The organism is Dorea sp. D27 (genome assembly GCF_001185345.1).
In the GTDB taxonomy this organism is placed as follows: domain Bacteria; phylum Bacillota; class Clostridia; order Lachnospirales; family Lachnospiraceae; genus Extibacter.
This window is the reverse complement of record NZ_KQ236747.1, coordinates 80,408-100,010: the sequence shown is the minus strand read 5'-3', so window position 1 is coordinate 100,010 and position 19,603 is coordinate 80,408. Positions and strand designations below refer to the sequence as shown.

20 protein-coding genes and 1 pseudogene are annotated in these 19,603 nt (G+C 49.0%); 2 read left to right on the top strand and 19 right to left on the bottom strand.

From position 1 onward, the window contains the following. Nucleotides 1–489 precede the first annotated feature (489 nt). From HMPREF0980_RS16275 to HMPREF0980_RS16245, 7 genes and pseudogenes are all read right to left on the bottom strand, one after another. Nucleotides 490–1,737 carry a 6-phosphofructokinase gene (locus HMPREF0980_RS16275; protein ID WP_049730122.1) on the bottom strand — a complete coding sequence of 416 codons (1,248 nt, stop codon included), beginning with the start codon at nucleotides 1,735–1,737 and terminating at the stop codon, nucleotides 490–492. 69 nt (nucleotides 1,738–1,806) lie between these two features. After that, nucleotides 1,807–2,184 carry a DUF1667 domain-containing protein gene (locus HMPREF0980_RS16270; protein WP_049730121.1) on the bottom strand — a complete coding sequence of 126 codons (378 nt, stop codon included), beginning with the start codon at nucleotides 2,182–2,184 and terminating at the stop codon, nucleotides 1,807–1,809. Then, nucleotides 2,184–3,176 (bottom strand): annotated as a pseudogene (locus tag HMPREF0980_RS16265) (NAD(P)/FAD-dependent oxidoreductase); the annotation flags it as partial. The gene HMPREF0980_RS16270 and the pseudogene HMPREF0980_RS16265, both read right to left, overlap by 1 nt. A gap of 12 nt (nucleotides 3,177–3,188) precedes the next feature. Beyond that, nucleotides 3,189–4,619: an NAD(P)/FAD-dependent oxidoreductase gene (locus HMPREF0980_RS16260; protein WP_049730119.1), complete on the bottom strand. Its 1,431-nt coding sequence runs from the start codon at nucleotides 4,617–4,619 to the stop codon at nucleotides 3,189–3,191. Nucleotides 4,620–4,622: 3 nt separating this feature from the next. Beyond that, complete coding sequence (gene glpK / locus HMPREF0980_RS16255) at nucleotides 4,623–6,134, bottom strand: glycerol kinase GlpK (protein WP_049730118.1); 1,512 nt, start codon at nucleotides 6,132–6,134, stop codon at nucleotides 4,623–4,625. 135 nt (nucleotides 6,135–6,269) lie between these two features. Next, nucleotides 6,270–7,943, bottom strand: a complete 1,674-nt coding sequence (locus HMPREF0980_RS16250; RefSeq protein ID WP_049730117.1) for a hypothetical protein — start codon at nucleotides 7,941–7,943, stop codon at nucleotides 6,270–6,272. A gap of 172 nt (nucleotides 7,944–8,115) precedes the next feature. Beyond that, nucleotides 8,116–8,583, bottom strand: coding sequence for an HAD family hydrolase (locus HMPREF0980_RS16245; protein ID WP_049730116.1), 468 nt, complete (start codon nucleotides 8,581–8,583; stop codon nucleotides 8,116–8,118). Nucleotides 8,584–8,797: 214 nt separating this feature from the next. Between HMPREF0980_RS16245 and HMPREF0980_RS16240 the strand changes: the two genes are divergently transcribed. Beyond that, nucleotides 8,798–9,034 (top strand): hypothetical protein, encoded by a 237-nt coding sequence (locus HMPREF0980_RS16240; protein WP_049730115.1) that lies wholly within the window; start codon nucleotides 8,798–8,800, stop codon nucleotides 9,032–9,034. Here the strand turns inward: HMPREF0980_RS16240 and HMPREF0980_RS16235 are convergent. From HMPREF0980_RS16235 to HMPREF0980_RS16195, 9 genes are all read right to left on the bottom strand, one after another. Then, on the bottom strand, nucleotides 9,031–10,386 hold the full coding sequence (locus HMPREF0980_RS16235; RefSeq protein ID WP_330375941.1) for an MATE family efflux transporter: 1,356 nt from the start codon (nucleotides 10,384–10,386) through the stop codon (nucleotides 9,031–9,033). The genes HMPREF0980_RS16240 and HMPREF0980_RS16235 overlap by 4 nt on opposite strands. 36 nt (nucleotides 10,387–10,422) lie before the next feature. Continuing rightward, a complete protein-coding gene (locus HMPREF0980_RS16230) occupies nucleotides 10,423–11,121 on the bottom strand; it encodes a DNA alkylation repair protein (RefSeq protein WP_049730114.1) in 699 nt (232 codons plus the stop codon). A gap of 23 nt (nucleotides 11,122–11,144) precedes the next feature. After that, on the bottom strand, nucleotides 11,145–11,618 hold the full coding sequence (locus HMPREF0980_RS16225) for a GNAT family N-acetyltransferase (RefSeq protein WP_242847436.1): 474 nt from the start codon (nucleotides 11,616–11,618) through the stop codon (nucleotides 11,145–11,147). Then, the gene (locus HMPREF0980_RS16220; RefSeq protein ID WP_049730113.1) at nucleotides 11,615–11,812 is read right to left on the bottom strand and encodes a hypothetical protein; all 198 of its coding nucleotides are present in this window, start codon (nucleotides 11,810–11,812) and stop codon (nucleotides 11,615–11,617) included. Before HMPREF0980_RS16220 ends, HMPREF0980_RS16225 begins: the two co-directional genes overlap by 4 nt. A 51-nt stretch (nucleotides 11,813–11,863) precedes the next feature. Further along, nucleotides 11,864–12,652, bottom strand: a complete 789-nt coding sequence (locus HMPREF0980_RS16215) for a class I SAM-dependent methyltransferase (protein ID WP_049730112.1) — start codon at nucleotides 12,650–12,652, stop codon at nucleotides 11,864–11,866. Between the two features lie 169 nt (nucleotides 12,653–12,821). Further along, nucleotides 12,822–13,187: an SdpI family protein gene (locus HMPREF0980_RS16210; RefSeq protein ID WP_084002900.1), complete on the bottom strand. Its 366-nt coding sequence runs from the start codon at nucleotides 13,185–13,187 to the stop codon at nucleotides 12,822–12,824. Nucleotides 13,188–13,200: 13 nt separating this feature from the next. After that, entirely contained in the window at nucleotides 13,201–13,617 is a 417-nt protein-coding gene (locus HMPREF0980_RS16205) for a DUF3887 domain-containing protein (protein WP_049730343.1), read from the bottom strand. Between the two features lie 41 nt (nucleotides 13,618–13,658). Beyond that, nucleotides 13,659–14,987 (bottom strand): sensor histidine kinase, encoded by a 1,329-nt coding sequence (locus HMPREF0980_RS16200; protein ID WP_049730111.1) that lies wholly within the window; start codon nucleotides 14,985–14,987, stop codon nucleotides 13,659–13,661. Between the two features lie 16 nt (nucleotides 14,988–15,003). Next, complete coding sequence (locus HMPREF0980_RS16195) at nucleotides 15,004–15,702, bottom strand: LytR/AlgR family response regulator transcription factor (protein ID WP_049730110.1); 699 nt, start codon at nucleotides 15,700–15,702, stop codon at nucleotides 15,004–15,006. 202 nt (nucleotides 15,703–15,904) lie between these two features. Between HMPREF0980_RS16195 and HMPREF0980_RS16190 the strand changes: the two genes are divergently transcribed. Continuing rightward, a complete protein-coding gene (locus tag HMPREF0980_RS16190) occupies nucleotides 15,905–16,663 on the top strand; it encodes a GNAT family N-acetyltransferase (protein WP_049730109.1) in 759 nt (252 codons plus the stop codon). 85 nt (nucleotides 16,664–16,748) lie between these two features. On the opposite strand, the gene recQ is transcribed toward HMPREF0980_RS16190, so the two are convergent. The 3 genes from recQ to HMPREF0980_RS19975 are packed head-to-tail and all read right to left on the bottom strand — an operon-like array spanning nucleotide 16,749 to nucleotide 19,587. Then, entirely contained in the window at nucleotides 16,749–18,530 is a 1,782-nt protein-coding gene (gene recQ / locus HMPREF0980_RS16185; RefSeq protein ID WP_049730108.1) for a DNA helicase RecQ, read from the bottom strand. Beyond that, nucleotides 18,530–18,949 carry a pyridoxamine 5'-phosphate oxidase family protein gene (locus tag HMPREF0980_RS16180; RefSeq protein WP_049730342.1) on the bottom strand — a complete coding sequence of 140 codons (420 nt, stop codon included), beginning with the start codon at nucleotides 18,947–18,949 and terminating at the stop codon, nucleotides 18,530–18,532. Before HMPREF0980_RS16180 ends, recQ begins: the two co-directional genes overlap by 1 nt. Then, complete coding sequence (locus HMPREF0980_RS19975) at nucleotides 18,949–19,587, bottom strand: sugar O-acetyltransferase (protein ID WP_049730107.1); 639 nt, start codon at nucleotides 19,585–19,587, stop codon at nucleotides 18,949–18,951. Before HMPREF0980_RS19975 ends, HMPREF0980_RS16180 begins: the two co-directional genes overlap by 1 nt. Between the last annotated feature and the right edge of the window lie 16 nt (nucleotides 19,588–19,603).

Genomic DNA, 19,603 nt, shown 5'->3' with positions numbered 1-19,603 from the left:
GTATATTATCGTAGTTAAACGTTTGCAGCGAGGCGTACACGCCGTTGCTGCAGGAAGAGCCGGAGTCAGGCAAGGGATGTTATCTCACATAACAGCCCTGTACCTGATTCCGGCTCTTCCTCATTATAATTATAATTCCATTTTGCCAAAGGTTTTCACTCGCTCAGCTTTTTTATTAATATACTGGCACAGATAAATTCCTTCCGACCGCCAGTAACGTCACACAGCCACCCCCGCCCGTGCCAGTAAAGTAGATAGCCGCTGGGGAGGCAGGGGACATATGCGAAGGTGTAAGCGGAAGGGACGGAGAATCCTCACCAGATTCCTTGGCCCGTGGGATGAGAGCCCCATCGGCGAACATTCCACGGGCTTAGGAATCTGTGTGATAGTCGCAGTTCCCGGACGCATCGGAGCAGATGCCCCCTGCCTCCCCAGCGGCGTCCTAATTTACTAACCCCCCAGTTACCCCTCAAAGCGTAATCGCTCTTCTTATCTTCTGACCAGCTCAATCGGGCGGTACAGGTGTCTCGGGATACCGTCAACCATAACCGGTGATACATCGCCCTGGATGAGTGGCCTTACGTAAGAGATGAACTCATTTGTAACATACGTGCCTTCCTTGTTCACCCATTCCCTTGGGACAAGCTTCTCGTCATTTGCAATCTTATGCACGTCTTTTACTTCTGTTCCACACTGGTAAGGATCGTCGGACAGCCTCTGGAGTACGACCATCTTTCCGGAGTCTCCTTCATCAGCTGCTTTGACGGCCGCGCCGCCTACCTGGTAGGCTTCCAGTATATCAACACGGGATGCCGCGTGCGAAGCTGAACGCTGCAGCGTGCTGAGCTCAATAGCCCGCGTCTTGCAGCCAAGCTCTCCGGCAATATAGTTCGCAAGAAATGCGGCGGTTCCAGACAGCTGTTTGTGTCCGAATGCATCTACAAAGTCTACACTGTTGCCGAGTTCACATACATACTTGCCTTCTTCTGTACGGATGCCTTCTGAGATAGCAACCACGACAGACGGCTTCTTCCCGAGCAGTTTCTGCACCTTCTCGCCAAACTTCCTGATATCAAACGGCAGCTCTGGCAGATAGATGAGATCCGGTCCTTCGCAGTCTTCCCCTTTGGACAGTGCTGCCGCACCGGTGAGCCAGCCGGCATTACGTCCCATGATTTCCACTATCGTGACAAGACCTTTGTTATATTCCAGACAGAAACTGTCCCTGATAATTTCTTTCATAGATGTACCGATGTACTTTGCAGCACTTCCATATCCCGGCGTGTGGTCTGTCAGTGCCAGGTCATTGTCTATCGTCTTCGGGCAGCCGACGAATCTGGTCGGATGTCCTGTGATAATTGCGTAATCAGACAATTTTTTTATCGTATCCATAGAATCATTTCCGCCAATATAGATAAACGCTTCTATCTCTAATTTATCAAGAATGGAAAATATCTTTTCATATACTTCCCTGTCCTCATGGATTTCCGGCAGCTTAAATCTGCAGGAACCCAAAAATGCGGCCGGTGTCCTTTTTAGCAGTTCCGCATCCAGTTCAGTTTTGATATGGTCCGCAAGATCGATATAACGTTCTTCCAGCAGTCCCTGTATTCCATGAAGCATACCGAACACTTTCTTGGCTCCACGGTCCTTTGCCGTGCGGTATACGCCTGCAAGGCTTGAATTAATGGCCGCAGTCGGCCCTCCTGATTGTCCTACTATAACATTTTTCTCCATAACTGGCTCCCTTCCTTTACTCTGTTCTGAGGTCGATAAGACTATTTTAGTATATTTTCATATAATTGTCTATAAAAATGAAGTTTTCTTGGGCACATTAACAGTGGCAACTATGTCAATTCCTGTTTCTGCTATATTGTGTACGACCACGTCCCCTATGTTCACCGGCGCTTCCGCCGTCACCCCTTTCAACTGCCTCGCGCACTCCATCAGCTTGCCTTTTGGAATCTCCTTTTGTGTCTTTACAGATACACGTGGAAGTTCTCCACCGGTCACCTCCACCGTGGACGTCAGCATACGCGTCGGATTCTGCACTTCCGCCTGGGCATATGCATAGCCGCGCATGCATGAATTGCCCATAACGTCCAGGATTTCTCCGTCTTCCGTCTGGACGTTAAGGGCGCAGCCGTTAGGGCAGATGATGCAGGTCATCTCTATTGTCTCCATGCTCTTTCTTCTCCTTCAACAAATTCTGCTGCATATCTCCCGGCCTCCGCCGCCTCCCGGGACACGTTATCCACCAGGTCGTGGACATGCAGGACATTTCCACACGCAAATACGCCGGGCACTGTCGTCTCCAGGCGCCCATCCACTTTGGGGCCATTTGTCCGTCCGTCCATGGCTGCACCGAGACCTCTTGTCAGCTCATTTTCAGGAATCAGCCCTACTGACAGAAGAAGTGCGTCACAACTGTACTCTTCCTCCGTTCCCGGTATGGGCCTTCTGTCCTCATCTACCTTGGCCAGGGTAACACCCTCGATATGCTCTTTCCCTTTTATATCTATGACCGTATGGCTTAGCTTCAATGGAATATCATAATCCTCGAGACACTGCACGATATTCCTTTTCAGTCCGCCGGATTCCGGCATAATCTCCGCTACTGCTTTCACTCTGGCCCCTTCCAGCGTCATTCTCCTTGCCATAATCAAACCAATGTCGCCAGATCCCAGAATGACAATATCCTTTCCCGGCATAAATCCTTCCATATTCACCAGCCGCTGTGCCGTTCCAGCCGTGTAGATTCCCGCAGGCCGGTATCCCGGAACGTTAAGAGCGCCTCGCGGACGTTCTCTGCACCCCATGGCAAGGATTACCGCGCGAGCGCAGATATGCCTCATGCCGTCACGGCTGTTCATTACAGTGACTATCTTTGTCCCATCATCCTTCCGTTCTATATCCATCACCATCGTGTGAAGCCGATATGCTATATTTTCGGCATGGATTCTTTCAATATAGCGGTATGCGTACTCTGGCCCGGTCAGCTCCTCCTTAAACGTGTGGAGCCCAAAGCCATTGTGTATGCACTGGTTCAGTATACCACCAAGCTCACGGTCCCTCTCCAGTATAAGTATACTTCCGATACCCTTTTCTCTCGCAGACAGAGCGGCGGCAAGTCCTGCCGGGCCTCCGCCTATTACCACGATGTCATACTCCTGCATGTCACGCTCCTCCTATAACCTTTCCTTATCTCTGCCTGTAAGCATTCTAGATTTTCCGCCGGATTTTGTTATATCAAGCAGACCCACTCCGAGCTCGCCCGCCAATATCTCTATCACCTTCGGAGCGCAGAACCCTCCCTGGCACCGCCCCATTCCAGCTCTTGTGCGCCGTTTGACTCCATCCATCGTCCTTGCCCCGAGGGGCCTTCTGACTGCATCCAGAATCTCTCCTTCTGTTATCATTTCACAGCGGCAGACGATATTGCCATAAGCCGGATTACTTTGTATGAGTTCATTTCTTTCTCCGTCCGACAGCGTATCCGGACGCAGTATTCCCCGCCGCCCGGCTGTATATGCCTCCTTCTTAGTCAGGGCGAGCCGTTCTGCCGCCATCTCTGCCACCATCTGGCCGATGGCAGGACAACTCGTCAGGCCGGGGGACTCAATGCCTGCACAGTCAAAAAAGCGCTCCGCAGATTCGCGGATTATGAAGTCTCCCCCTTGCTCATGAGCCCTTAATCCTGAAAACGAAGTGATAACCTGCCCGAGAGGTACGTCCCGGACTGCCAGGCCACTTTTTTTCTCCACTTCGGCCAATCCGTCCAGTGTCGTCTTTGTCGCCTCCTTGTCTTCAATATCCAGCGCGGTCGGCCCTGCAATAAGATTTCCGTGCACCGTAGGGGTTACAAGCACTCCCTTGCCATATGTACCGGGCACGGTAAAAATGGTCTGCCTTACATGAGCGCCTGCCTGCTTATCCATCAGCATATATTCGCCTCTCCGCGGTGTAATGTGAATCTTATCGCTGCAAACCATATTGTGGAACACATCCGCGTACACTCCCGCCGCATTAATGACGGCCCTCGTTTCATAGATGCCGTCTCCCGTGGCAACCTCGTACCCACATGCACATTTTCTAATCTCCATCACCTCTTCATTGAACCTGAAATCAACACCATTTGCACAAGCATTTTCCGCCATGGCAATATTCAGTTCAAAAGGGCATATGATGCCGCCGGTGGGAGCATACAGCGCCGCGACTGCCGCCTCTGTAATATTGGGCTCTAACTTTCGTACTTCCTCACCGGAAAGTATCGTTAACCCGGGCACTTTATTCTTTTGCCCATTCTCATACAACTGTTCCAGCTTTGCTCTGTCCCGTTCATCCGTACATACGACGAGCGAGCCGTTGCGCACAAACGGTATGTCCAGCTCTATTGCAAGCTTTTCCATCATTTCATTACCACGGACATTAAGCCTCGCCTTTAACGTTCCCGGAACGGCATCATGTCCCGCATGGACAATGCCGCTGTTGGCCTTGGACGTCCCGCAGCATACATCTTCTTCCCGCTCCAGCACGCAGAGCTTCCCTTCATACATGGACAGTTCACGCGCTATCGCGCAGCCGGATACACCGGCCCCTATTATTACTGCATCATACATTCGTTATACGCCTTCCTCTTCCTCGTCTTTGGCCCAGTCATATGCATACGTGACTGCCTTGTTCCAGCCTTTGATTCTCTTCGTCCTCTCCTCCTCCGCTATTTGAGGTTCAAACGTTCTGTCTTTGGCCCAGTTGTTTATTACATCTTCTTTATTTTTCCAATATCCGACTGCAAGCCCGGCGAGATAGGCCGCCCCCATAGCCGTCGTCTCCACACATTGCGGACGGTTGACCGGCGCCCCGCTCAAGTCCGCCTGTGTCTGCATGAGGAAATCATTGGCGCTGGCTCCGCCGTCTGCTTTCAACGCGCTCAGATGTATGCCTGCGTCAGCCTCCATGGCCTTCAGCACGTCATTTACCTGATAAGCCAGTGATTCCAGTGTCGCCCGGATGATATGATACTTGTTCACGCCTCTCGTCAGCCCTACCATCGTTCCCCTAGCATACTGGTCCCAATGCGGTGCACCAAGCCCCGTAAATGCAGGTACCACATAGCATCCGTTCGTATCAGGCACTTTCTTCGCCATATATTCGGAATCTGCCGAGGAGTCAATCAGCCGCAGTTCATCTCGCAGCCACTGGATGGCCGCGCCGGCTACAAATATAGATCCCTCCAAAGCGTAATATACTTTGCCGTCCAGTCCCCATGCAATGGTCGTTACCAGGCCGTTCTCTGAAAACACCGGTTTTTCACCTGTATTCATGAGGAGAAAACAGCCGGTGCCATATGTATTCTTCGCCTCACCCGGCAGGAAACATGTCTGTCCAAACAGTGCTGACTGCTGGTCGCCGGCGGCTCCGCCAATCGGTATGGCTCCGCCTAAAAAGGAGGCGTCTGCCTCACCGTATACGTAGCTTGACGGCTTCACATCCGGCAGCATGCTCCTCGGTATGCCAATCAAATCCAGAATCTCTCCGTCCCATTCCAGCGTGTTGATATTAAATAACATCGTCCGCGACGCATTGGAATAATCCGTCACATGAACCCGGCCTTTTGTCAGCTTCCATATGAGCCATGTCTCTACCGTACCGAACAGCAGCTCTCCCCGTTGGGCCCGTTCTCTTGCCCTCTCGGTATGATCCAGTATCCATTTAATCTTTGTCGCAGAAAAATAAGCATCGATCTTCAAGCCTGTCTTCTTACGGAAGAACTCTTCCAGTCCCCGTTCCTTGAGACTGTCGCAGTATTCCGCCGTACGCCGGCACTGCCAGACGATTGCATGGTACACCGGTTCACCGGTAACTCTGTCCCATACGATGACCGTCTCCCTCTGGTTCGTAATCCCGATGGCAGCAATATCTGCCGCCTCAGCCCCAATCTTGCTCATGGCTTCCACCGCCACTCCAAGCTGCGTAGACCATATCTCATCCGCGTCGTGCTCTACCCACCCTGGTTTAGGAAAATACTGGGTAAATTCTTTCTGGGCCACGCTGCATATCCCGCCCTTTTCATCAAACAGGATGCATCGATTGCTCGTCGTCCCCGCATCCAGCGCCATTACGTACTTTGCCATACAATCACCTCTTAATAGTCTTTTATGCCTGTATCCATAAGCAGATTATAACACAGCCGGGCCACTTACTCATTATAAATTTCCGTATGCTCTTTAAAAGGAGCAATCCATGCCGCCTTGTCTACATCCGGTAGATCAGGCGGCCGGTGTCAAAGAACCGCCTCCATTTAGTTCAAATGTTTCACCATCCAGCCATTCGTTCGAGCTGTCTGATGCATCATAATATATGTTATGTCCATTAGAGGCTATATTTTCCAGATACTTGTCCTTGTCAGTAATTGACGTTATATAAGAATCCGCGGCAAGTTCCCACCTGGAATCCTTATCCAGGCTGATCCGCACTTCTTTGCCGGTATTCTCACCATTGACCGTACCCTTTAAGATACTTCCTTTCGTAAGGCTGACTTCTACCGTACTTATCTCATCGCACGTTACGTCACCGGCCAGTTTCTGATTGACTCCGTTCAGCTTGAAATCACCGCCGTTGGAGCCTTCTTTTCCCCAGTTGTTCGTATTGTTTCCAGATACTCTGACAAGGATATCGCTGTTATAAGCCAGCTCAGTATTTTCAAGTGTAACCTCCGCATCCGTATTGGTAATGTAGAACATCGGACCTGATGACGTAGAAGACAGTTTAGTGTCCGAAGCGGAGAACTTGGCCGTCCCTTCCGCTGCATCTCCTGATGTACTCTGGTAAAGCATGACGCCGCTCTCTCCGGCGCCTGTCAGATCACATTCTTCAAGGGTGATAGAGTTCTTACCTTCTACGACAGCAGTCTGGCTTCCTGATGCTGTTCCTGTCACCCCTTTTACTGTAATGTTTCCTGTAGAGTAGACGCACGGACTTCCTTCCCCTGCGGCTGAAAGCGTACCGCTGTCCACTGTTATCGTCCCTTCTCCTCGGTCTGTGGCAATCGGAGCGCAATGCGCGCCTTCGGTAGTTATGTCAACATTGGTCGCTATCACGCTGCCACCGTAGGTGGCATCCAGCCCTCTTGACGAGTTCCCCTTCGTATGAATCTTTACGTTATTTACGGTAATCTTTGAATCTTCTCCCGTAGCGAAGATTGCATTGGATCCTTCTGCATCTGACGTCAGCGTGATATCGCTCATCGTTGCTGTACTTCCTTCGGATGCAGCCAGGACTGCATTTACGGCATAAAAGTTGCTCTCATCTTCACTGCTGCTGTCGCCGGTCTTATGAAGTACCGTGTTGGTAAGCTCAAGGGCTCCCCCGTTTTTAACAAGTACGGCATTCTCATCTGCATTTGTAGAAGCATATGTTTCTGCGTCCGACATCTCTTCTTTTCCATCAACCGTATACACGCCGGAAAGTTCAATGTTTCCAGTCGTTGCATCTGACATGCTGCCCATGTTCTGAATCGTAATGCTGGCTGCTTTTTCTCCCTGTATCTCAACAGATACGACATCTCCTTCTTTTAGATTATCCAGGGACACCTCTTTTGTATCTGCCTGTGCCTCTGCATCCTCCTTAGTACCCTCCTCATTCCCATGTTCTCCACCTTTAGGGCTCGTCTTTTCTACCTTTGTATCGTTGTCGGTTGTGATTGTCTGCTCTTCTCCTGTAAGGTTGATTCCTCCCGGACCACCCTGCGGCATATCTCCTGATGGGGCCTCTCCCATCTCAGGCTCTTCTGCGAGTGCCAGCGTAATCTTATCTCCGTCTATATCTGCAATCTCCCCATATAATGTTTCCGTTTTTTCTTCCGTACTGCTCTTCTGGCATCCCGACACAACCATAGCGGTCATAACCGTTCCTGCCAGAACACAGATAATTTTTTTCTTCATACATTTCACCCTTTCTGTCGCAGTTGTCATCCTTTGCCGGCGCCGCGCACGGACACAAATACTTGCCCCGCCGTACTCGGTAAATTCAACATTTACTATATACGGAGAATTTGGTAAAAATATGATGATAATGTGTTTTTTCTGTGTTGGGTTGATGCAGCACGGCAGCAGGCTAACCTCTCAGGGTTGCTATGAGACGCTTGTGGTTCAGCATCAGCTCAAGCCCCTCTTCAATCGAGCGGACACATACATCCACTTCCCTGATCAGTTTGCCGCACATGCCTTCCGAATCCATTACAGCGATAGATAAGGCCGCCATCCTGCACATGAGCTGGTCATTTCTCCCATTCCCCATACATGCGCAGTTTTCCCTTCCAAGAGATTCCACAATCGCATCTTTGGCTGCCATAGCATTCCCTGACGGGAACGTCTCTATCTTCACAGGCAGTCCGGCACATTCTTCTTCCGCGCTCCCGTATGTATCCGCTGTGAGCACATAGACCTCGACTTGTTCCGCTAAGGCTTTGATCTGTTTCCTCACTCCCTGTGGAATCTTTCCGTCCACTGCAATTGTGCCGTTGTAATCGAGTACCAGATACTTCAAGTCTAACACTTTGTAATCAGGAATATCTATCTTCATTTCAGGCCTCCTCTTTGTCATATCATAATCAATCAGTTTCCTAACATTTTACATTATTTTTTATATGAATCCAATACATTTTTATAGTCCTGCCCTCTTTATTTACACCAGCCTCCCCGCTTTGACATTTACCGGCAAATCCGTTATAGTTGTAGCGATATCAGGTATACGTAAGACCTGGACCAAACTGTTAAGATGTGGAGGTAATAAAAGAATGAATTTAAATTCCATTGCTCTGTTACAGCAGCTGAAAACTCAATTGGAAAAGTTTAAAGCCAGGCATCCAAAGTTTCCATTGTTTCTGGATGTAGTATCCGAACATGCACTTACAGAAGGGACCGTTGTTGAAATTGCGGTGTCTACGCCCGACGGGCAGAATTATACTTCGAATCTGAGACTCCTTGCTGAGGACATCGAACTGATTCGTTCCTTAAAAGATATGAATGTCTAACGGGCGGCAGCAGCAGCCCGTTTTTCTATCCATATATAGTAACCTGCACAAAGGACAATCTGCAGCAATGTGGACGCAGGTGTGGCCAGTCCGATGCGGAACAAAGATACCGGCACAATCTGGCTCATAAGGTAGGATACCGGTATCCTTACTCCAAAAGCGCCGGCGATGCCCTGAAGCATGACGAAGGCTGTCTTCCCGCATCCGTTGAAATAACCGGTAAAGCAGAACATGAAAGATACGAGCAGACAATCGACCGCATAAGCTTTCAGATAATCTGCAGCCGCTGCAATTACCCGGCTGTCTTTATTAAAGATCCCCGCCAGTACATCTCCGTGGAAAAAGGCAAACCATGCCAGAAATACCCCGATTCCAAGTGATACAAGGATGCTGTACAGCAGTGCCCGCTTTGCTCTCCCTGGTTTTCTGGCACCTACGTTCTGTGCCACGAACGCAGATATGGACTGCATGAATGCCGACGGGACAAGGAGGATGAAGCCACATATCTTTTCCGCCACTCCTACACCTGCGGAGGCAACGACGCCAAGCGTATTGACGATTGCCGTGATGGCCAGGAAGGAGATGGATACGAGCACATCCTGTAGCGCGATTGGAAAACCTAGTTTTATGATTCTGGCTGCAATGTTTCTTTCTAAACGAATATATCTTCTTCTGAAAGAAAACGGCAGGTTCCTGCGGCGGATAATCCATGCCGAAAGGATGACGCTGAGCGCCTGGGCCAGTACGGTGGCCACTGCCGCGCCTTCGGCAGCCATATGGAAAGCTCCGACAAACAAAAGGTCTCCTGCGATATTCCCGACACACGCAATCGCGACTGTGAGCAAGGGCATCCGCGAATCACCCACTCCTCGGAAAACGCTTCCTATCACATTGTACGCCACAATAAAAACAGCGCCAGCGGCACATATCCTTAGATAGGAAACCGTGCTTTCAAATGCGGCCTGCGGCACCTTCATCATGACAGTAATCGGAACCGCGAGCAGTTCCAGCAGCACCGTAACGGCAATTCCGATTACCGCAAACAGACAGATGCTGACGCCAACTGCTCTGCCTGCTGCCTCCTGCTTGCCTTCTCCAATCCTTTGGCCTAATATAATTGTCGTTCCCATAGATAGCCCCACGATAGCAGACGTAACCGTCTGCATCACCCAGCTGCCCGTAGAAACCGCAGATAACTGCGCAGCCTCACTGAACTGCCCGACAATCAGCATGTCCACCGCACCATACATCGTCTGCAGGAATATGGCAAGCAGCACCGGAAGCGCAAAACCTATGAGAGGAGACAAGATTTTGCCCTCTGTAAATTGACTGACTTCTTTCATAATTTTCATAGGGGTCTGACCCCTTTCAACACAGGGGTCTGACCCCTATGAAAATTTCCTCCTCATCGCCCGAATTTTTTCTTTTGTTTCTTTCGTAACCTGCCTCGATTCGCATATTTTCTGAAGTGCTTTATTATATGTAAAATCGTCTAGGGCAGTCTGCCGCAGAAATGTCTCCGTATAGTTCGGATTGTATACGTAATACATGGACACAGCCCACGCTACAGCCATTTTTACGTAATATGATTCCTCATGTATCTGATCCATAGCCGAAAATGCCTGCTTTATATATGCATCGTCTATGTAATAATTGATAAGCATCACTACAGCAAAGCGGATGTCATACGGCCGTCTGGACCTAAGCTTTGTTTGTATGTATTCCCACATCTCTTCCGGGTGTTCTTTTGTTATCTTGAGCCCTGAGCAGAAGCTGTCGCAGACTGACCAGTTATCTATCTTGGGTAAGAAAGCATCTACGCAGCTTAAGATCTCCTGTATTCCAGCATTCGCGTAACCGATTACCATCCCTTGAAGCATGATTTCCTCAAAGCTTGCGTCTGATGCCGTCTGAAGATAACTGCGCCAGTCTTCTCCCGCTATCTGTTTTGCCAGTTTGCGCAGCCTAGGCAGGCGGACGCCGATGACGCTGCCTGAGGGAATCTCGGGTATAAGTGAGCTGGAAAACTTCTGGAAATCTGGTTCCGCCATCTCGTTCAACATTGTTCTGATCTCTGTATTGTCCATGTCCTATCCTGCTTTCTCTGCCGCTATGCACTTCTTCGGGCATCCCACGTCATAATAATCTCTTTTTCTTCGGTATCCTTATCGATGCCTTCTGATGCAGCCTGGAATTTTTCGCGTTTATAGAAATGGACGGCACGCTCATTTTTCTCATACACGCATAATTCTAATGCCGGCCTTTTATCCTTCAAATAATCCAGAAGTGCTTTCCCAATCCCACCTGACTGGGCTGCGCCGTCCACAAATAAGCCGGCGATATGACTGCCGGATACTCCTGCAAATGCCTGAACCTCTCCATCTGCACCCGATTCATACACATAGACCTCTGCCTCTGAAATCATCTCCCGCACGGATTGGGCATTGCTCTCCCAATAGCTCTTTGGGATAAAATTGTGGGCCTTGATATTCGTATCGAGCCAGATCTCCATCACCTTATCCAAGTCTTTCTTCTTCATCTTCCGAATCATCCGACATACCTCATCCATCCTTATTCCTGTCATCTATCCTTCTTAAATACGGAGATGATAAGCTGTATAATCAACAATGGCGTCACAATAAAGCAGAATCCACAAAGTACACGTAGCAGAAAGCTGAGACCCGAATCTCCCAGAAGTCCAAATCCTATGCTTGCTGACAGTACGCTAAATATCAGGGCTGTCACACTTAATATAATGATACCTTTCTTTTCTTTCATTCCTTCTTACCCCCTTGAATATGATACCCGGTTCAGATACGCTTTGCAGCCTTACTTTTTCCTCATCGTTGTCATCGCTGCATAGTGCAGGATATCGAAGTGCCTGGGCGCTGTCTCCTCAAGCATTGCCATGTGCTCTTCGTCGAACTTCCTTATCTCCTCTTCCGGCAGCGATGCCCCGATGCCACGGCATGCTTTCATCCTGCCATTCCAGCTCTCTCTTGTAAAAGGTACATGCACATCGAACACATCCTCATTTTCTATGGTAAAAAACTCATGAAAAATGTCCGGTACCGCTATCGGATGTCTCATCTCATTGCAGCCTGACCATTCAGGATTGTACTTCAAGATAAGCTGTTCGCTCTTGCCTGCTATCTCATCTTCGAATGGCAGCCACGCCATATAAAGAAGCGCAAATATCCCACCGGGCTTCAGCATATGACAGATATGGGGCGCAAGCGCCGCATGGTCAAAGTACGTAAAACACTGGCAGGCTGTTACAACGTCAAAGTGGTTGTTTGGAAATTGGCTCTTCTCCGCAGGTACACAGCAAAACTCTATCTTCATCCCAGATCCCTCTGCCAATGCTTTCGCCTGTCCTATCTGCTCCTCTGATATGTCTATACCTGTAAAGTCTGCGCCATACCGGTACATGTTCCTTGGAATGACTCCCGTCCCCGTCCCTATATCCAGCACGGTCTGCCCTTCCATACACACCCCCTTGTCCAGAAGCCTCCTGTAGAATTCCTCCGGATAGATGTCCCTGTACTTCGCGTAATCTTCTGAGGTGCGTCCCCAGTCAAATTCTCTGCCATTATCTATACTTTTATTCTTAATCATCCCCGCACCTGCTTTCTATAAAAATACAATTCTGCAATACACCTTATTTTATATTATAGCAAATGAAGTTCAAAATGTATAACATAACCTCTGCCGATACATGTTTTAATATCTTATGACAAGCCGGAAAAAAGGGGCTGGTTTTACCCAGTCCCTCAATTTATACCTGTCACCGTATACGCCTGCCATATTCATCAAAGTGCTTCTTAAGCGATGATTCAACCGGCACGATAGACAGGCAGACCGCCACGAGCTGAAAGCTTACAATATACATGGAAGCAGTCTCATAGTCTCTGTTTTTTAATAACGCCATAGCTGCTGCCGACAGCAATAGCAGAATGATGCCCCCTCTGCACCACACGGTCCCACAGCATTTATGTGCATAGGCCCATGTCTCTTTATTCATCATGGACCTCTTTGTCCGATACCCATATGCCAGATTTATCGAAGCCGGAGGATGTTTCCTCCATATGCATCCAATCAGTGCCACCACGGCCGGAGTCAGCAGGACCATGCAGAACAAAAATATATACATAGCTCATCCCTTTCTATTTAATAAAAAAACCTGCCACTTTCATATTCTTATCAAACGTAATCGTATACTGCGCTTTTCGTTCTTCATACTGGGCTTTAACGACAGCAACTGCAAATTCCTGCTCCGTATCTTTATCTTCGCTTCCGGCCACCGCCTCATCCCCATAGCTCTTAAATGCCCCCAGTTCTTCTATGACAGGCTGCACTTCGCTGACCATCGTCTCTGCCGGAAGTGCCGACTTAAGCTGTGGGTTCCATTTTTCTTCCGCCAGCTTTTCGTACTCTCCCGCGTTTACCAAGTCGATTACCTCTTCCGCTGCCTTCTTCACCTCATTTTCATCATAATCACCGGACAGCTTCTGGCTCTTTGTACAGCCTGATATGCTCCCTATGAGCAATGCCACACCTAATACCACAAAAAAGCTCTTCATCTTGTTCCCTCCTGCCTCTTTTTTTCCAATCTCCGCCTTCATCATGCTTCACCCGCATCTCCTTCCGGACCTGGAATCGTTATGCTTACCACAAATTCCCCGTCCTTTTCTTCAATATCCATGCCGCCTCCGCAGCACTTCAGCGTCTGTCTTACATTGCCAAGTCCAATCCCCCTGTGTTCCGTATCTTTCCTGTTTTTTTTCAACGCAGGATCATAGGAATTACATATTTTAACAACACTGAAGTCTCGAAATGTATCCGCCTTTACAGTAATATACCGCTTACATCCGGATCCTTCTGCAGCCTCCAGCGCATTATCCAGAAGATTGGCAAATACGGTCGTTACATCTATGTCCTTCATATGCCCGAGCTGTATCATGCCTATCCTGACTTCCATGTGTATATTCTTCTGCCTTGCAGTCTCCGCTTTGTCATTCAGGATGATGTTGAGCATGGGGCTGTCCGTGTACTGGCGCTGTGCGAAGCTGTCCAGCATTCTGTGCATATCTCTGGCATAGTCGTTGCCTGCCCCGCATCTGTTCATCTGGCAGAGCGCCTCTATCGACTGGAGGTGGTTGCGCATATCGTGGGTCAGCTTTCTTGACGCCTCATACTTTTCTTCCAGCTTTTCATAATAATGATACTGCATCTCGCTCTGTCTCTGGAACATCTTCAGTTCTTCCTTCAGCTTCCTGTTCCTGGACTGGTAAGAAAATAGATATAGGATATACAGGTTCATGAACACCAGGAAGCATATGTCCACAATAACCAGATACGCTCCGTACAACTGTATATATACATTGCCGAGCACGATGAGGGACGCGATGATAAATGCACTGATCAGCGGAGGAAGAAAAAGCCCGGCAAACTGGAAGCCTGACACGTCCTCGAACTGCCTGCGGTTCAGCAGCGCCACCCACACCCCGGTCAGGAGCAGCGCAGCCAGCTGCTTGATAATGAGCGCGATGTTGGCCGAATAGTAATCAAACACAAACATGCCCCACTGAGACATGATAAACCCATACACGAGATAGATGACGAATATCTGCATCAAGACGAAGGTGACCGGATAGAGAAAGTAATAGAACAGATACATTCTCCTGCTGTTATACAGTTTGTGCCCGATGAACATCGATCCGGCAGCCATGAAAAGGATAGCCGGAATATTGCCCCAGGAGGAAGAACTAAAACCGTAAGCCAATCCTGCATATCCTGCCCAGAAGGCTGAAAACGCCAGCATTCTGCCTCTTGCCGGCTTCGTTATATTCTGCTCTGTATGGCTCATAAAATACCATGTGCAGATAGAAAGTACAACCGTTTCAGACGCACCTAGAATACTGTTCCATATACTTGATTCTATAAAGCCCACCTGCTCCCCCTCCTGACTAAATGTATTCCGCCTGCTGTCTGCCAAGCCGTCCCCTGAACTGTGAAGAGCGTTTTTGTGACAGTGGTATGATATCACCGTTCATCATATGGATGTCATACCCTCTGATTGATTTTACATGGTAGAGGTTCACTGTAAAGCTCTTGTGCGGGGCGGCAAAGCCATAGGCCTCCATCCGCTCCGCCAGCGCGGTAATCTTTCCCCTCAGGAAGTATTCTCCGTTCTTTGTTACCATGCGTATCTTCCGCCCCACATATTCCATGTAATAAATCTCATACACATCCATCTCTACCACGCCTTCACAGGCGGTAAAGTGAAGAGGACCTTTCTGCCCTTTTTCACCTCCATATTCACATGCCTCCCTGAATTGTTTCCTGATTTCCTCCTCATCCACAGGCTTAAGAAGAAAAGAAAACGGGTGTACAAGGAAGGAGCGGCTCATATAGTCCTCATAGCCGGTGACATAGATGATTCTGACGGCACGGTCTGTCCTCCTGATTATGGCAGCCGCCTCCAGCCCGTCTGTCTCAGGCATATCGATATCCAGAAACAGCACATCATATCCCTCATATCCGTCTATCAGGTCTGCCCCGTCGGCAAACTCACTTATCAGGCACTCTGCACCCGTCCTTTCCACCGCTGTGCGGATAAGCATCCGTGCCAGCATATCGTCATCGCAGATTGCAACATGATACATATTCTCTACCCTCTCTTTTCGTGCTGATTCCATTATATCGGTAAATACCTGAGCCGACAATATCTATGTCGCCAGATACAGAATCAGGCGCATAAGATACAGCCGGAAGCAGCAGGCTTAAATTATTGCGGGAAACCTGACAAGCCGTTGTCAGATTACATGTGTTATAATAGAGCAAATACAACTAAAAGGAGATTAAAAGATGGAATATATAACTGTTGACGAGAAGAATATAGAGAAGGAGCATATCTGTTGCTGTATCACAGACAAGAAAGGGGAAAACTGTGTCTCTTCCAAAAAGGCATGGATGAAAGAGAATCTGCAGGATGGGCTTGTATTTCTGAAAGCAGACGTAAGAGGCAAAGTTTTTATCGAATACATGCCTGCCGAAAATGCCTGGTATCCGATTGATGCGCCAGGGTACATGCATATCAACTGTTTCTGGATATCGGGACAGTATAAGGGGAAGGGATATGCCAACGAGCTGCTCAATCAATGCATCGAAGATGCAAAGGCAAAGGGGAAATGCGGTATCACGATTATCGCCTCCGAGAAAAAAAGAAGCTATCTGCCTGACCCGGACTATATGAAATATAAGGGTTTTACCGCTGCCGATAACGCCAGCCCGTATTTCGTGCTCTACTATCTTCCTTTTTCACATACTGCGCCTGTGCCAAAGTTCAGGGGCTGCGCCACATCTGGAAAGATTGAGGAAAAAGGAATGGTCCTGTACTACACGAACCAATGTCCTCATACTTCAAAGTATGTCCCTCTCATCCAGGACATGGCCAGACAGCACGGAACTGCCGTTGCGGTGCATAAGCTGGAGACAGCCCGCCAGGCTCAGGAGGGGCCATCTCCTTTTACGACGTACAGTTTCTATTATGAGGGAGAATTCATAACGAATGAAATATTCGGCGAGAAGAAATTCGAAAAATTTCTTCAGGCACACGGCTTTTAGATTTCAGCCATATTCAGCTTACGCCGGCATATTACCGGAGCTTCCGTATCTCCTCTAAAAACCGTTCGCCGTATTTGTCATACTTTTACTCTCCCACTCCGGAGACAGACAGCATACGTTGCTTATCTTCCGGCTTCTCCACGCACATGTGGACAAGTGTCTTGTCTGAAAACACGAGATACGGGGGCACTTTTTCTTCTCTTGCTATTTCCATCCTGAGTGCCCTCAGCCTCTCGAACATAGGCTCATCCGCCAAGGAAAGCCCTGCCGCTTTTGTCTTGGATCCCTTTGCCTTCTTACGGCCCTTTGCTTCCTTTTCTGCCTCCTTGGGCATCTTCATCGTAATCTGCTCTGTCCCATCCAGAATCTGTCCTGATTTGGCGGTCAGCTTAACGATACTGTAGCCGTCCGTCGTCAGCATGAGATATTCCCCGAGCAGCAAATGGTTGACAATCTGCCGGAGCCGGTAGGCAGGAACCTTGGCCAGTGTCCCATACTGCGGATTTTCATCCATATGATACTGGAGGATTTTCGCCGTCTTGGCTCCATGTACGGTATCCAGTATGACATTGACGCCATAGCGCTGCCGGCACGACGATATACAGCTGATGATAGCAGCCGCGCTCTCTGTGACATCAACCGTCTCAAACTGCGATAGGCAGTTGCTGCAGTTTCCACAGTAGTTGTCCCCGTACTCTCCGAAATAACGAAGAATGTAATCCCGAAGGCATTCGTTTGTAAAGCAGTAGAACGTCATCTTCTTCAGACGCTCCCTGTCCCTTTCTTTCACAATCTCCATCGTCAATTCATCCAGCTGGTCATTTTCCCTGTTATTGTCTATAAAGAGCTGGTTCGTCACCACATCCTGGCCGCCGTACAGAAGGATGCATTCGGCGGCTTCTCCGTCCCTTCCTGCCCTTCCGGCCTCCTGATAGTAGCTTTCCATATTTTTCGGCATATTGTAATGTACCACAAATCTGACATTCGATTTATCTATTCCCATGCCAAATGCATTTGTGGCCACCATGATATCAGCCCGGTCATAGATAAAGTCCTCCTGGTTCGACTTCCGTTCCTGGTCACCGAGGCCTGCGTGGTATCTCGTGGCGGAAAATCCCGCCTCCTTAAGCCTGCCGCACACGTCCTCCACATTTTTACGGGTAAGGCAGTAGATGATGCCGCTCTCTTTTTTGTGACGCTCTACATAATTCAACACGGCTCCGAACTTATCCTTCGGCGCCTGTACTGCAAAGTACAGGTTCGGGCGGTCAAACCCGGTAGAGGTGACAAGAGGATTCTGAAGCCGCAGTATATCCGCAATATCTTCCCTGACTTCCTTCGTGGCTGTCGCAGTAAACGCGCTCACCACAGGACGCACTGGAAGCTTCTCGATAAAGTCTACGATTTTCAGATAACTGGGCCTGAAATCCTGTCCCCACTGCGATACGCAGTGTGCTTCGTCTACCGCCACCATAGAGAGGTCCGTATGTAGCGCAAAGTCCAGGAACTCGCCTGTATCCAGCCGTTCAGGAGCCACATAGATGATTGGATATCGTCCTTCCTTCGCGTAGCGCAATGCAGCGTGGTATTGGTTCAGCGTAAGCGAGCTGTTCAGATACGCCGCATGGATCCCAGCCTGGTTCAACGCTTCGACTTGGTCTTTCATCAGTGATATCAGTGGTGATATGACGAGCGTAATCCCCGGCATCAGAAGCGCCGGTATCTGATAGCAAAGAGATTTGCCGGCACCGGTCGGCATGATGCCGAGCGTGTCTCTTCCTTCAAGGACGCTGTCAATCAGCACATTCTGCCCGTCCCGGAACTCGTCATATCCAAAATATTGTTTTAGAACTTCGTATTTATCCATTATAGTATCTCAAAATCCTCCGAATGGAAATTGCTGTAATACCGTCCTTTTACTGCCGTGAACTTCAGTACACAGTAGTCCGGATCCGTTACGCCTTTTTCATAATACATCGTGTCACCGTCCCGCCAGATCCTCTCCTTTGCCTCCGCTGTCTCCAGCACCTCCATCGTCCCCATAAGGCATACGCCGCGGTAGAACCGCTTATCGACAAAATATATGCTTGCCTGTGCATTTTCCCGATAGCACTTCACCTTGTTAGATGATGTATTCGTCGTGAACCAGAAGGTCCGGATCCCATCACGTTCCCTTGGCGCCAGCATGGCCCTGCTGACGGGATACCCCTCCTCATCTATGTAGTTGACAACGTTCAGATTGCTTTTATCTATCAGGTTGCCTATCGTCTGAACCGGATCTCTCATCATAACTTTGCCGTGCCTTCTTTCTGATTCCTTCTGTTTTCTTTGTATTTCAGTGCCTGCCCTTCCCAGTATTTGCTGTCGTCCTCATTGATCTCTCTCAGCACTTTGCATGGACAGCCTGCCGCTATCACTCCGGAAGGGATATCCTTCGTCACCACGGAGCCGGAACCTATCACTACATTATCCCCGATGCTCACTCCCGGGTTGATGACCGTATTGCCGCCTATCCACACATCGCTGCCAATGGATACTTTCCTGCCGAATTCCAGCTGTGTACTGCGCACTTTTGCGTCAATCGGGTGTCCTGCGGTATAGACGCATACCCGCGGCCCCCAGAATACGTTGTCTCCTATCGTGACGCTGCATACGTCTACGATGATACAGTCGTAATTGGCATAGAAATTTTCTCCTATGGAGATATTCGTGCCGTAATCACAGCGGAAGGCAGGCTCGATGTGCAGATTCTCTCCTGTCTTTCCGAACAGTTCTTTCAAAAGCTGCGCACGGTAATCCATCTGTTCCTCTGTCGTACTGTTATACAGCCGTGTAAGCCGTTTTGCCCGCATGAACTCTCTCGAAAGTTCTTCATCGTTTGCAATATATAATTGTTCTGATAACATCAATTCCTTTTCTGTCATATCCTGCTCCCATCTT